Origin of the sequence: Ruminococcus callidus ATCC 27760 (assembly GCF_000468015.1) — a bacterium.
In the GTDB taxonomy this organism is placed as follows: domain Bacteria; phylum Bacillota; class Clostridia; order Oscillospirales; family Ruminococcaceae; genus Ruminococcus_C; species Ruminococcus_C callidus.
In genome coordinates this window covers 3,881-18,154 of the sequence record NZ_KI260392.1, presented here as the reverse complement: position 1 = coordinate 18,154, position 14,274 = coordinate 3,881, and the positions used below count along the sequence as shown (strand labels likewise).

General features: G+C 43.1%; 13 protein-coding genes and 1 pseudogene. 6 read left to right on the top strand and 8 right to left on the bottom strand.

Annotated features, from left to right (window positions below; genetic code table 11):
• The first annotated feature begins 41 nt into the window (after positions 1-41).
• The gene (locus RUMCAL_RS07380; RefSeq protein WP_021682056.1) at positions 42-758 is read left to right on the top strand and encodes a recombinase zinc ribbon domain-containing protein; all 717 of its coding nucleotides are present in this window, start codon (positions 42-44) and stop codon (positions 756-758) included.
• Between the two features lie 66 nt (positions 759-824).
• Here the strand turns inward: RUMCAL_RS07380 and RUMCAL_RS07375 are convergent, their stop codons facing one another.
• From RUMCAL_RS07375 to RUMCAL_RS07360, 4 genes are all read right to left on the bottom strand, one after another.
• On the bottom strand, positions 825-1,094 hold the full coding sequence (locus RUMCAL_RS07375) for a hypothetical protein (protein WP_021682055.1): 270 nt from the start codon (positions 1,092-1,094) through the stop codon (positions 825-827).
• Between the two features lie 14 nt (positions 1,095-1,108).
• A complete protein-coding gene (locus tag RUMCAL_RS07370) occupies positions 1,109-1,729 on the bottom strand; it encodes a hypothetical protein (RefSeq protein WP_021682054.1) in 621 nt (206 codons plus the stop codon).
• Positions 1,730-1,782: 53 nt separating this feature from the next.
• Entirely contained in the window at positions 1,783-3,003 is a 1,221-nt protein-coding gene (locus RUMCAL_RS07365) for a hypothetical protein (RefSeq protein ID WP_040647461.1), read from the bottom strand.
• 279 nt (positions 3,004-3,282) lie between these two features.
• Positions 3,283-4,962 (bottom strand): recombinase family protein, encoded by a 1,680-nt coding sequence (locus RUMCAL_RS07360; protein WP_341349365.1) that lies wholly within the window; start codon positions 4,960-4,962, stop codon positions 3,283-3,285.
• 305 nt (positions 4,963-5,267) lie between these two features.
• On the opposite strand from RUMCAL_RS07360, the gene RUMCAL_RS07355 reads away from it, so the two are divergent.
• The 5 genes from RUMCAL_RS07355 to RUMCAL_RS07335 all read left to right on the top strand — a co-directional run bounded on the left by RUMCAL_RS07355 (position 5,268) and on the right by RUMCAL_RS07335 (position 9,539).
• Complete coding sequence (locus tag RUMCAL_RS07355) at positions 5,268-5,477, top strand: hypothetical protein (RefSeq protein WP_021682050.1); 210 nt, start codon at positions 5,268-5,270, stop codon at positions 5,475-5,477.
• Positions 5,478-5,566: 89 nt separating this feature from the next.
• Positions 5,567-6,736, top strand: a complete 1,170-nt coding sequence (locus tag RUMCAL_RS07350) for a hypothetical protein (protein ID WP_156902492.1) — start codon at positions 5,567-5,569, stop codon at positions 6,734-6,736.
• A 137-nt stretch (positions 6,737-6,873) separates the two neighbouring features.
• The gene (locus RUMCAL_RS07345) at positions 6,874-7,569 is read left to right on the top strand and encodes a recombinase family protein (protein WP_021682048.1); all 696 of its coding nucleotides are present in this window, start codon (positions 6,874-6,876) and stop codon (positions 7,567-7,569) included.
• Between the two features lie 422 nt (positions 7,570-7,991).
• Positions 7,992-9,248 (top strand): plasmid recombination protein, encoded by a 1,257-nt coding sequence (locus RUMCAL_RS14605; RefSeq protein ID WP_021682047.1) that lies wholly within the window; start codon positions 7,992-7,994, stop codon positions 9,246-9,248.
• Between the two features lie 6 nt (positions 9,249-9,254).
• Positions 9,255-9,539, top strand: a complete 285-nt coding sequence (locus RUMCAL_RS07335) for a hypothetical protein (protein ID WP_021682046.1) — start codon at positions 9,255-9,257, stop codon at positions 9,537-9,539.
• A gap of 1,200 nt (positions 9,540-10,739) precedes the next feature.
• Here RUMCAL_RS07335 and RUMCAL_RS07330 read toward each other — a convergent pair.
• The 4 genes and pseudogenes from RUMCAL_RS07330 to RUMCAL_RS16865 all read right to left on the bottom strand — a co-directional run.
• A complete protein-coding gene (locus tag RUMCAL_RS07330; protein ID WP_242823493.1) occupies positions 10,740-12,386 on the bottom strand; it encodes a recombinase family protein in 1,647 nt (548 codons plus the stop codon).
• Entirely contained in the window at positions 12,305-13,591 is a 1,287-nt protein-coding gene (locus tag RUMCAL_RS07325) for a recombinase family protein (RefSeq protein WP_021682043.1), read from the bottom strand. Before RUMCAL_RS07325 ends, RUMCAL_RS07330 begins: the two co-directional genes overlap by 82 nt.
• Positions 13,592-13,627: 36 nt before the next feature.
• The gene (locus tag RUMCAL_RS15950; protein ID WP_169725997.1) at positions 13,628-13,942 is read right to left on the bottom strand and encodes an SHOCT domain-containing protein; all 315 of its coding nucleotides are present in this window, start codon (positions 13,940-13,942) and stop codon (positions 13,628-13,630) included.
• A gap of 115 nt (positions 13,943-14,057) precedes the next feature.
• Positions 14,058-14,180, bottom strand: a pseudogene (locus RUMCAL_RS16865) (terminase gpP N-terminus-related DNA-binding protein); the annotation flags it as partial.
• Between the last annotated feature and the right edge of the window lie 94 nt (positions 14,181-14,274).

The following is a 14,274-nucleotide window of genomic DNA, read 5'->3' as shown; positions in this document are numbered from 1 at the left end:
TCCGCTGACGTGAGAAAGGTAATTTACACTACCAGTACTATGTGGAAGGAAACCACGAAGCCATCATTCCAAAAGATATCTTCTTACGAGTACAGGACGAACTGGTACGCAGGCGAGTGGTCAAAACCAGTGCCAATGGCAAAAAGCGTTGCTACAGTTGTAATCACTGCTTTGCACAGATAGTAATTTGTGGTGATTGTGGTGAAATGTTCCGCAGAATTCACTGGAACAATCGTGGCTGTAAATCAGTTGTTTGGAGATGCATCAGCAGACTGGAATCCACCGGACTGGAGTGTCATGCCAGAACCGTCAATGAAACAATATTGGAAAATGTGGTAGTTCAGGCAATTAACACGCTCCTTGGTGATAAGTCAACATTTCAGGTACAGCTTCAGCAGAATATTGCAAAGGTCATCCGAGATGCACAGAAAAATACCGCTGACGGAATTGACGAGCAACTTATAGAGTTGCAAAAGGAACTGCTACAAAAGGCTAACAGCAAAGAAGCATACGATGAAATTGCCGATCAGATTTTCCAGCTTCGTGAACAGCGTGAAAAATGCACTGTTGACACTGCTGCCAGAGATGCACAGATTGCAAGAATCAATGACCTGCAAGATTACATTAAAAAGCAGCCTGCCAGCCTTACGGATTTCGATGAGACTTTGGTAAAGCGCTGGCTTAAACAAATCATCCTCTGGGATGACCACTTCACGGTGGAGCTCAAGTCCGGACTTAAAATTGATATTGAAGGGTAATGCTTATAGACGCAAAAAGGCTCCTCACCACTGGAATACATCCGGTGATGGGGAGTCTTTATCATTTTAATCCTTATCCCAACGATTAGCATCTGTCCAACGGAAGTTTGGGTCTTTATTTCTTCGTGGGTCATTTTCCCATTCTTCAGCTACACGTTTACTTATTTCTTTATTAAGACGATTCATTTTAGGAGTTTTTTCACCGGTTCCACCATTGAATCCGTTCTTAATCCAATCCTGTCTTTCTTCTTCATAAGCCTCTGATAGCTCCTCATGAGAAGCTCCTTCAACCCATTTTTCAAATTCACTTTTAAATAAATTCCCGAAAAAGCCCATATTTATCCTCCATTCTATGCAGCTTCAGCAAATATACGTCTCTGTACCTTAAGATAAGATTGCAGATTCTTGATAACATCTTTTTCTTCTTCTAAGTCGTCTGCGGCTATTTCTATTTCATTATCACTTGCCAGCTTCATGGTATATTCATAAATTCGTCCTACTAAAACATCAAGTTCTTCTGATGTAAGCTGAATACTGATTTTTGAATAATTTTTGTCAGCTTTCAACGCTTCCAAAGAGCTCATTAGATTATTAATCTTATCAATATCCATCTCCCCCTTGCGAATTGCATCAATATAGCTTTTCAGGCTAGCTCTGAATTCTGTTACAACCTTTGGTTCATGGTTTTTTACTTTATTGCAAACCCAAGCACCAGCGCCAACAGCTACTGCACTCGCCACAACAATTATTGTTTCTTTTTTATGCTGTTTTACAAACTGTAATGCTTTAGCACCAACACCCTGAACCTGCTCTGCTGCTGGTAGGTCAATTGGCTTAAGGTGCTTTACTATTTGTCCCTTATTAGGACCAGTTGCCCACCTTACCACACTACCGATTCTTCGATATATTCCTGTTGCTAATCCTGTTGCTATATCATCAGGAATGAAATATGCATCTTGCACTATTGCCATAAAATACCTCCTTTGGTTTTCTATAATAGGCCTTGTAAATTTCGCGAATTATTTTAATACCAATCCAAACTTGCCCTCATTTCAGCCTCATATTCTGCTTTTATCTCACTTTGATAATCTGCGATAGCGTCAAGCATTGAATCGCAACCGTCAAGAAAATTGATTATTGCTTTAAGGTATGTATATACATTGCTTATATCTAACTCTTTGTTATCAAAACGATATTCCAAACTATAAGATGTTGGGTAGCGGAAGTTGTCCCCATTCTTATCTAATTCGTTAATTTCTTCCAATAAGCCTTCAACTATATCAATAGTTGTAAGGTCTTCGCCAGAATCATTTGCATATTTTTTAATTACTGGTTTAACGTTCTTCCACAAATCTTTCTTTATAAGATGGCTTTTTCGTTTTGAATTAAACACCTTCAGTGGAACGCCATTATCAACTCTACTATAGAACAACCTCTTCAAGCATAATTCAATCGTATTTCTAAACATGAAGATTAGAGGATATAGCTTATCTTCATTGGTGATATTTTGATTCTGATAAATATAATCAATCACCTCAGAATACCCTGCAACTTTAACATGGAAACCTTCGTCAGAAATTCTTTGCCATAAATAACAATTTCCAATTCCATGTGAAGCAAAGACAAAGAACTCCGGTTTTAATTTTCCGTCAAACTCATCTTCTTCTGTAACAATTCCTCTCTCAATGCATTTTTTTACTAACGCATAACCTTGTAGCATATTATTTGCAACATCCACATTGTCTAAAAACTTATCCCTGTATTTAGAAAGGAATTCATCTTCAAAAGGAAATCTGAACATGTCCGATTTTTTATCAACTTCTTCTAATGAATCCAAATATCTAATTAACCAGTCTTCCTCTTCTTCAGTTAGATAATTTTCAAGTCTCACATCAGTATATTTATGAAATAGCATAGAAACATCATGACAGCATGCTTCAAAAGCATCTTCAATATCTCTTTTACGAGGCAAAACTCTGCATAATAAAGCCTTCAATCCTAATTCAATACTATGTCGAACTAAGAATATTCCTGTTAAAAACCACATATCTGATTTAACGTTATCATATCCACTGCCAATCACTTCTTCAAAAGTTTTGTATCCACACTTATAGAACTGATATGACAAAGTCTTATAATCCTCAAAACAATTGTGGCTCCACTTAATTTTCACAGAAGTTTCTTTGTTGTCAATTTTCCAGAAATCCATATCCGAAGCTGGCCAAATCCACGCTGAATCGTTCATGTATTCTCCTCCTTCCATAACATCTATTCCACTGCCCGAAAACGCCTTTACTATCGAGTTGCCGGATTTGTTGTCAACTTTTTTCCTCTTTCAAAAATCACTTCAAAATCCCTGACATCTAATCCACTCACTCAATTTGCGTTATCAAATCCGAGGTCACAACCTGACACACATTTTCGCAGTAGATATGTTCCCCTATAAAATAACCGAGCCTTTTCAATGATTAGGCTTTACATCTCAACTTCCGAAAAAGCCCGGAAATACACCACTTTTTTGCTTTTATTCATCTTTTCTTGACATCAATACCACGCACTCAACGGGACTTTTTTCGTTCCAACAGAAATCGACATATGATTTATCGCCGTACCACACTGGGAATTTGAACTTAATACTTTTTAGGATTCTGCCATTTTCCTGCCGTTCTGGGAATATGTCAATACGCTCGATAAAAGCCCCCATAAACTGTTTCTTTTCTCTGTCGGTAAACTTGTCGTAAAACTTGTCAAAGTGCTCTAGGATACGGTACACACTCTCTGAGGACAGCTTGTCCTGCTGGGCATTGATAATACGTTGCCTGAGCATCTCAATGTTACTGTCCACACTTTCTATTTCAGCATAAAATTTATTGAGTTGTTCTTCCATGTCGGCATACTTTTGCGTGTAGAAATTATCGTCTATATCAAGGTCACTCATTCTCTGCCACAAATGACTTTTTGCCCCAACAAGTTGCTTTCTCTTTTTTTCAAGGATTTCGATTTCTTTTTCAAGTTCTGAGGCATCAGTTTCAGAACTGATTTTTTTATCAAGTGCACTTTTGAACTTTGGATTTTTTGTAAGTTGAGAGATGAACTGCTCAACGGCAGTGTCTATCACGTCTTGTCCCCACTGCTTCTTGTAGTGGCAAGTAATGCCGTCATTAAACCTGCGGTGCTTGCAAGCGTAGTAAAAGTAATCACGGTAGTATTCGCCGTTTTTATTTTTCTTGCGGTTGACGTTTCCGTACATCGGACTACCGCACACCGGACACCTCAGAATGCTTGATAAAATATGCTCATGCTCCAAAGAATGTGTCTTGGGATTTGCCGTACCGTTTTGTTTACGTTTCCTCTGTGCTGCTTCCCACGTGTCAGCTGTGATAATGGCATCGTGGACACCCTCACTAAGCATATAATCGTCTTGCTTAACGGTGTGATACTCCCCTCTCGTTCCTGCCTTTTTCTCGCTTTTACGCCGCCCGTAGGCGATTTTGCCAGCATAAACCGGATTGTCCAGTACGCCTTTGATGAAAGATGCAGCAAAGGTTTCCAGCTTGTTATTCTGCCGCTTTGCTTTGCGGTAGCCGTGCTGGTTGAGATATGATGCAACTGCGTTTATCCCCATTGTAGTAGTGGTAAACTTATCAAAAATGAGCCGTACAATCTCGGCTTCTTTTTCGTCCACAATCAGCTTCTTATCAATTAACTGATAGCCGAACGGAGCAAATCCGCCGTTCCACTCGCCCTGTCTGGCTTTCTGCTTTCGTCCTTCCATAGTCTGGACGAGGATATTTTCACGTTCGATTTCTGCAACAGCTGAAAGTACAGAAATCATCAGTTTTCCGCTATCCTTGGAGCTATCAATGTTGTCCTCAACGCAAATCAGATTGACACCATTATCCTGCATTAGCTGTAGGCTGTTAAGTACGTCAGCTGCATTACGCCCGAATCTGGACAGCTTAAATACAAGCACATATGATACATTATCTTCACCGCTTTTAATTTTTGAGAGCATTTCTTGGAAAGCCAATCTGCCGACAACGTTTTTGCCTGACCTGCCCTCGTCGGTGAACTCCTCGATTATCTGCATGCCTTGGTACTCAGCGTATTTATGTAATTTATCACGTTGTGCATTTAGGCTATAGCCGTCAACTTGCATTGCCGTTGACACTCTTGTATATGTGTAGCACCTCACCTTGCCCATTGTCATCACTCCCCTTTTTGTGTTTATCCCTATTATACCACATCACAAGTGTACATTTTTCAAGGAGATTGATTTTTCTTTTTCATTTCTCTGTTTTGCACAAAATCCGACACATAACACTGTGCATTGCAAACAAAAATATAACTAAAAGACCATCAAATCAAGCTTAAAGTAGCTGGTTTGGTGGTCTTTTTTTATGCCTTGTTGCAGGTGGTAGATTTGGTTTTTCCCTTAAACCTTACATATAACAGGTGAAAGAAAAAGAACGATTTTCTTTTGAAAGAAACTGAAAGGAACGATGTAACATGATGTACACAAGCAATAATTTTGATGTCAAAGCTAAAGCGATGAGAAAAGGTGTAAAGCTATATCAGATTGCCCAGCACTGCAACATCAGCGAAAGCACATTTAACCGTAAAATGAGAGGTAAACTCAGTGATGCAGACCGTCAGATGTTTTTGAAAGCAATCGATGAAATCAGTGCAGAAGCTGAAAAATACTATCTTGGATTATAGATAACCTTTACGGTCGTTTTTTACTACAGAGAAAGGAGATGCCGGAGATGAATTGCCGATACAAGTCAGTCCAGCAACAGGACGACAACGTGAAAGTTGAAGTAACTACCGGCGAACATTGTGCAGACTTGCCGGGCGAAAATACAAAAGTGATGGTGGAGTATTACCCTGCTATTGGCAAGAGTGTGGTTACGGTAAGTAACATGTTGAAACGAGCGAAGCACTTCAAAAATGCTGACGATTTGGCGTGTTACTTGCTCGATAATCATAGCAAGCCGAAGCGTAAGCCCGCAACTGCTTCTGAGAGGGGTAATAGTTCCGCCAAAAAAACAACTGTTGAGAACACCAAAAGCATAGGTGTAGATGCTAGTGCGTGTAATGTGGACAATGGCATTGCTGACGTTGATTACAGCACAATTGATGTGGAAACAGGTGAATTATTTAGCTGTCGCACCAGCAAAAGCCTGCATCTGACGTGGGTTCATGTAGGCAAGGAAATCATCGCGAGTTATAAGTGGGACAAGTGCCTGTTTATCACCTGCACCATGGCAAGTCGTCCGTCCTACGATGAAATGAATCGCTTAGCTACTGGTTTCATCAATCGCTTGAAAAAGCAGTTTAAAGATGAATTTCAAGGTATTCACAAATTTCTTGAACCGTGTGAAGATGGCAGCTGGCACGTTCATTACATTGCATGCTTTCACGAGATACCGAAAACGTTTGAGAAGTGGGCAAAAAAGTGGTGGGGAAGAAAGCAAGGCTACGAAAATCCGATGCAAGTTTTGATACGAAAAATCACCAGTCAAGGCGAACTGGAAGCAATAATACGTTATCTCAATCCGTGCTCTGCCAAGAAAGAGCACCGCATTCCATTTTACCCGAAAAATTGCCAGTGTATGCGTGGCTACGGTGATTATGCAATGCCGATAACGGCAACTTGTACATATGGAACGGCAAAAAAAATAGTGGGCGATGAGATGCCCACTAAACGCAAAAATATTAGAGTGACTGATGCCGATACCAACGTTGAGCTATATTATCGCATCGAGTATCACTTCACATCTAATATTATAGCATACTGGCTGGAGCGGTGCTACGATATGGCAGCGGATATACATACAAACGACACGCCACCAGTGCAATCCCCGATGCCAGCATCACCGGAAAAAAGTTTCTGGGAAAATACAAAATGTACGGAGCGTAACACAGCGTTGTGGCAAGATTATAAATACGCAAATACGGAGCGTATGTATGGCTAATTGAGTACAATTTTTACCGTAAAAAAAGCAAGTACCAAAAGTGCTGTCAGAAAATATGGTTGCACTGATTCCGTAGCAAAATTGAAATTAACGACCGCTTGAATTGGTACAAGTAAAACAGAAAGGAGTGAATCAAAATGGAGTATGGATATTGTCGCATCTCCACCCCAAAGCAAAACATAGATAGACAAGTCCGTAACATTCTTCAAGCATATCCTAATGCTAAAATTTACAAGGAAGTTTACACTGGAACGAAAACGACAGGCAGAAAGAAACTGGAAGAAATCGTGAAGCTTGCACGTTCCGGCGACACAATTATTTTTGATAGTGTAAATCGTATGAGCCGTAATGCTGACGAGGGTGTTGGGCTGTACATGCAGTTATACGACGAGGGTGTCAACCTTGTTTTTATAAAGGAGCCGCACATCAACACGGCGACTTACAGCAAGGCTTTAAGTAGTGCTGAGGGACTGTCTGACACTGGGAATCAGATAGCCGATGAATACATCAAAGCTACTCGCAACGTGCTAAAAATTCTTGCAGAGAATCAGATTCGCCTTGCCTTTGAACAATCGCAAAAAGAGGTGGACGACCTGCATCGGAGAACCGCTGAGGGCATCGAAACTGCACGGAGAAACGGCAAGCAGATAGGACAAGTTGCAGGGCGAAAGTTAAACGTAAAAAAAGCAAAGCCTGCAAAAGAGATTATCCGCAAGCATAACGTAAGCTTCGGCGGTACGCTTAACGATAGCGAGTGTATAACGCTTGCAGGCATCTCACGAAACACGTACTACAAGTACAAACGTGAGCTGCTAGCAGAGATGATGCAATGAGTGCGTTGCTTACCGTTACGCCGTAACGGTAACAGTAACGCTAACGATGCGAATAAGGGGAGATTTTTAAGTGGGGTATCCCCACTTGAAGCCCTCGGCAGAGTGGGTGCAGGGCAACGCCCTTGCCCCTCGGAGAGCCACTTACACTTTTGATGACGGCTAGCCAGTTGTCAAAAGTGATAAGGGGCTACTCTTAAAAAGAGTAGCAGAACCAAGACTTGCAAGTCCAGTGTGAGCTTGCGGATTGGGCAAAAAGACACGCAAAGCCGTGAAAACGGCGAAAATGCGTGCTTTTTGGAAATCAGCAAGCGTGGGACAGTACGATGCAGACAGCTACAGTTGCAAGGCATAGACAGAGGTAGACGGCAATAGGTATAGCAAGTTATACCTATACGTCGGAATCAACGAAAGGAGCGGTATAGATGAAGCGTATCAGTTATGCAAGAGGTAAAGGTAAGCTGAGGCACAACAACAGAGAGATGATTTCGCCGAACGTGGACAAAGCAAGGATTAAAGACAACATCGAGTTAAAACGGCAAAGTTTAGCCGATGCTTATGAGGAAATATTTGGCGATGCGGTGGCAGAATACAACGCAAAGCAACGCCGTTCCGATAGGAAAATTTCAGATTATTTTGAAAAAATGTTTGGCGTGAGAGCCGATACAATGAGAGCCGACACTGTCATCAAAAACGATAACAAACAGCAATCTTTCTATGAGTACGTGGTTGGGGTTGGCACGATGCACGACACAGGATATGCAAGCAGTCCAGAAGCCGCAAAAGTTGCTGTTGAGTGTCTGCGAGAGTACATGGCAGGCTTTGGGGAGCGTAACCCACAGTTCCACGTTTTTAATGCTGTGATACACCAAGATGAAGCTACACCGCACCTGCATTATGATATGATTCCATACGCTGACGGCATGAAAAAAGGTATGACTAGACAGCAAGGCATCAATAAGGCGTTGGAACAAATGGGGTATGGTACAGGCAAGCAGGCAATTGCCAACTTCACGCAATCGGAGCGGAAAGTTTTTCGTGAAATTTGCGAGGCACACGGCATAGAAATTGCCGAAGAAACCAAAGGCAGAGGGCAGACTTACTCTTGCGAGGAGTACCGCCAGACCGCCTATAAAAACAGGGCTGAAATTACAGAACAGGAAGCCGTAAAATCCAAAAATCAAGCAGAAATCGAAACGCAAAATCAGATAATCGCTGACAAAAAAACAGAAGCCGAAAATATGGTTGATGCGTTTACACCTGCACCGACAAAAGTTGAAAAAACTCTTTTTGGCAAAGAAAAAATCATTGAAAAATCAAAAGAAGAAATCGAGTTGGAAAAGCAAATGACAGCTGCAAAAATGGTGTTGTCTGAACGTGATGCGGTTGAAAAAGACAAACAAACAATTGCACAAAAACAATACCAAATCCGGCAGGATAAACAGCAACTGATGCAGGCACAAGCCACCTTACAGCGACAGCAAAAGGCACTCTCTGAGGAGCGAGAAAAACTGAAATATGTTGCCAAAAGCCAAGCCCGCTACGAGGCTGAGAAACTGCTCTCAGAGCGTGGTTACGTCCGCAAGGGTAATCCTGCACAGCAACGACTGATGCAAGCTCAGATGCAAGCACAAGCCGTCAAAGAGCGGAATAAAAATAATGATTTTGATTTAGAGAGGTAAAGAAAAATGAATGTACTAATTAAGCAAACTTGCATGACGTTTGACCCCGACTATGGCACGATTGAGAGTATAAGTTACAGCACTACATTGACCGCAGATATGCCAGTCACTGATGCGATTCTCATTATCACAGACTTCGTGGATAACTGCCTAAAACACGTTGTAAAGCGTAACAATGCTAACTATACCGAGGGGGCGTTGGCATCGGTGTCAACCGACGGTGATACTTACAGTTTTGCGGTAAAGGGCGAACCGAAAAATACAGAAACAGAATTTGATTTCGAGGTGTGATATGGATAGCAATGCAGAATTTGAGCAGTTCATCGATTTTTTAGCAGAGATGCTCGAAAAATACGGAAAAGAAGTTCTTGCAGAAATTGATACAGATACATAATGCAGAAAACACCACTTAATTATTAGCTAAGTGGTGTTCTTGCATAAAATTTAAGAGGGTGGTGAATTACCGCAGTAATACTACCACCCTCTAGTGACTGATTTTTCTGTTGTCCGTTCAACTATGCCGACCCTTACGTTCGGCAGGGGAGCGAGGAATTTCGTTGCCTTCGCCAACGCTCTGTATCTTTCGCAACAGAGTTGGTCATGAATGTGACCACCGGATTGAATCGTGTCAGCCCACGCTGTTATTATCATTATACGCTAAAACGCAAGAAAAATCAACTGAAACTATCAAATATGGAGTAAGTCGCCCTACATTCTGCAAATTAAGTCAACTCATCAAGGTTTATATCTATGTCAATATGCTCGTCTGGAAGTTGGGACAAAAGAACCACGCACTCAACGTGCCTCGATACCCTTGAATTGATAACATACGCTGACTTGTTTCCACGGAGATACGTCTTTGGGAACAAATCAGCGATTTTCCCGTTCTTGGGAAGAAGTCGAGTGTGAATGTATATTCTACGCCAATTTGTTTCAATGATTTGATTTGTGATTGAATCTCAGGAATTATCATTTCACGCATTTCTCTTTGACACCATAATTCTCGTGCGAATCCCCGAACAAACGCACTTTCGCTGACAAAATCAGAATGACTAACAAACTGAAAATCCATGCTGATGACAAAATAATCCTCGCTTAAATAGGAAGCTAACGCACGAATTATCGTCGTCTTCCCATACTATCTTCCTCGATTGATTGTAAAATAATCCCCACGGTCGATCATTTTTTTGATCTCCGCAAGTCTAGAATCCAGATTGACCATATAATGCTGCTGCGGATTGCAGGAACCCGTAATATTAAAAATTCTCTCCATAGTCATCACCCTTTCGCATCGTGATTTACTTGTTATTGAAATTATACCACAAAAAAACTGAAATTGCAAGCAGTGTGAAAGAAAAAGCTTGAAAACTCAAATATAAGTTTTCAAGCTTTTATGGTTTAAATCCGGTCGTCGCAACTGGAAACGCACGTCACAAATGATACAATGCACACCCGAAAAGCAAAGGGAGTGCGTTCTGCACCCCACACTCCTCAAATTTCCTGCACCAACTCCGTCCCATCTTTCAAAACAAACACGATTTTTCCATCTCGATGCACCACTGCTTTTTCTACAGCAGCCAGCCACAATTGTGTATCAAATTCCGGCAGCATCCCATCTTGTCCGTTCAATACTCTTTGAAAGCCCTGAATCTGTTCCCGTCTTGCCAACCGCTCTGCTCGCCGTTCCTGCAGAGCGGTTTCTTGTTTCTGCAGCGGTTCATACTGTCCCACAAGTGCCTGATACCGTTCCTCATACTTTTCCTGATCCTGCACAATTTCACTGTTCTCCCGAACATATCCCTGTACCTGTTCCGAAATTTGCATTTTCTGCATTTCCAGTTCCTGTAATTGATACTCCAAATCCGTACAGTCCGTGAGCAATTCCAGCATCACCTGACAGTTTTCCAGAATCGCTTTCCGCTTTTGCAGCAATTCCTGAACGGCTGCCTGAAACCGCTGCTGTATGACGCTCTCCTGCAAATGGGGTGTCTGGCATTTGCACACCCCTTGGAATTTGTGATTGCACTGCCAGATCACCTGCCGGTATTTGCTGTTGGAATGCCAGACCTTTGCTCCGAAGAAATTTCCACAGTCACCGCAGACAAGCCGTGCAGCAAATACGCTCTTTCCATTGTACTGCCGCCGTAGATTTTGCCTCCGCAGCAATTCTGCCTGCACCAGTTCAAATTCCTCCGGCTCTATGATGGCAGGGTGACTTTCCTCAATGTAGTATTGGGGCACTTCACCCTCATTCACCTTAGATTTTTTCGTGAGGAAATCCACCGTAAATCTCTTTTGCAATAGAGCAGAACCCTTGTATTTTTCATTGGTCAGGATGCTTTTCACTGTGCTGGAACACCATTGTTCCTTGCCGGCAGGTGTCGGAACGCCCTGTTCTGTCAATGTTCTCGCAATGCCAGTCGGCGTTTTCCCCTCCATAAACCAACGGTAGATGTTCCGAACAATCTCCGCCTCCTCCGGCACAATTTCCGGCAAGCCATCTGCTCCTTTTCGATAGCCCAGAAAATGCTTGTACGGCAGGCTGACCTTGCCATCCGCCATTCGCTTTCGCTGTCCCCAAGTTACATTTTCCGAAATAGAACGGCTCTCCTCCTGTGCCAGACTGGACATGATGGTGATCAGCAGCTCGCCCTTGGAATCCAGCGTGTAGATGTTTTCTTTCTCAAAAAACACCTCCACGCCTTTTTCTTTCAGCTTTCGTACAGTCGTCAAAGAATCTACGGTGTTTCGTGCAAACCGGCTGACCGACTTGGTGACAATCAAATCGATTTTGCCATCCAGAGCATCTGCCACCATGCGATTAAAGCCATCCCGATGTTTGGTATTCAGGGCAGAAATGCCCTCATCGGTGTAGACTGCAACAAACTCCCAGTCTGCCCGTTCCTGAATGTACTTGGTGTAGCGATCTACCTGTGCAGCATAAGAGGTCTGCTGCTCCTCGGAATCTGTGGAAACTCTGGCATAGGCTGCCACTCTGCGTTTCTGAACCTTGGTTTCCGGCAAATGCGTTATGGGATGAAACTTTGCCGGTATTTTTAGGACTGTCGCCATTTTTTCTGCCTCGCTTTCTCTCGCATTTCCGCCGTCCAGCTTTCCGAACGGGAACGGTCTTTCCAAGATACGGTTTGTTCCGTTCCGTCCGAAAAGCAGAATTGCAGTTCATTGGGTGCAGGAATCTGAATCTGTTCGATTTGTTCCGCAAATCGCTCCGCATCAAATTCCGATATTTCCAAAACATCACAGCAGGCAGAAATCAGCGTATTTTCCGGAATCTGTTTTGCCGTTGGACAGTATTTTTTCCCTTTGGTGTTGTAAGTGGAACAAATCCAGACCACACCGGTCACAGTCGTTTTTCTGCGGTAATACTTGCCGCAGCAGGCACACCGTATTTTCTGCGTAAATGGATATCGGTTTGTGGTACAGGAACCGGCATATTTTTTCTGCCGTTCCGCCATTTGTTTCTGCACCGCATCAAACTGTTCCTGCGAAATGATGGCTTCATGCGAACCGGCAACAAAATACTGCGGAAGCTGTCCGATGTTAGCCACCTTTTTCTTGGTAATGTGATTTTCCCGAAAACTTTTTTGCAGCAACAGGTTTCCGGTGTACTTTTCATTGCGGAGCGTTCGCCTTACGTCCTCTGTCGTCCATGCACAGCCACGCACCGTGCATATCTGCTGTTCGTTCAGTTTCTTGGCAATTGCCAGCTTGCCCATACCAGACAGATAATATAGAAAAATCATTTTGACGATTTCCGCCTCCTCCGGTACAATTTCCAGTTTTCCGGACTTGGTTCGCCGGTAGCCCAGCATTCGCATACTCCCGACTTTTCCCTGTTCAAAGTCCTTTCGCATCTGCCACTTTTTGTTCTCGCTGGCAGAATAGCTTTCCTCCTGTGCGTAAGATGCCAGAATGGAAAGCATCAGCTCGCCGTCTGAACTCATGGAATGAATCCGCTGTTCCTCGAAATAGACATCAACGCCCAGTGTTTTCAGTTCCCGTACCGTTTCCAGCAGGGTGACCGTGTTTCGTGCAAAACGGGAAATGGACTTTGTCAGAATCAAGTCAATTTCTCCCCGCCGGCATCGATTCAGCAGCTTTTGAAATTCTGCACGATTTTCCTTTGTTCCCGTCAATGCCTCATCTGCATAAACACCGCAGAACAGCCACTCCGGATTGCTCTGGATCAGCTGATTGTAATAGCTGACCTGTGCCGACAGAGAATGGAGCATGGCATCCTTTCCGCTGGACACTCTGGCATAGGCTGCCGTCCGTTTCAACAGGAACGGCTTTTTCTGTGGAAATGCAACTTTTTGTATCACTCGTGCCGTGATAATCTCCCCCTTTCCGATGACATATTACCGTACGATCGGGCAGGAGTCAAGGAATATACTGCACAAAGATATGCCGGAACGTTCGGCAATTATGGTGTTGATTTTTTGGAATTCCTCCGGCGTGACCAATCCAGCATGCATCCAGCTTTTCAAAATCGAAACTGTGGTTTGATACGTAATGATCTTATGGTAATGTTCTTTTTCCATGACACATTTCCTTTCTGTACTTCCCATAGCAAAGACGGGAACAATATTTTCGGTGTGAACTGGGATAGGCAAAAAACGGCTCTTTGCAAATAGGGCAGAGCTGCTGTAATTTGCCGTTCCTCGATACAGCATGGTGATTCCACCAAGTATTGTGGCATTGTGTGGAACAGAATCGTTTCGGCTTTCGGTGCGGTGTCTGCACAACAGAACGCCCACACTGCGGACAGTGTGGGCAGGATTCGCTTTCTCTCTGCCGTTTGCAGAAAGAAGCTACGGTGTTGACGGACAGCCCTAATTGGGCTGCGATTTTCTTGTAGCCCAGACCGCTGCTGTGCAGCTGCCGGATCTGGTCTTTTTGTTCTGCATTCATCCGATCACCCCGAAATTATCCCAAGAAACATAACCGGTCACATACTGTCCCACCGGTGTCTTTCCGCAGAACTCCGGCTTTGTGGTGATACGAT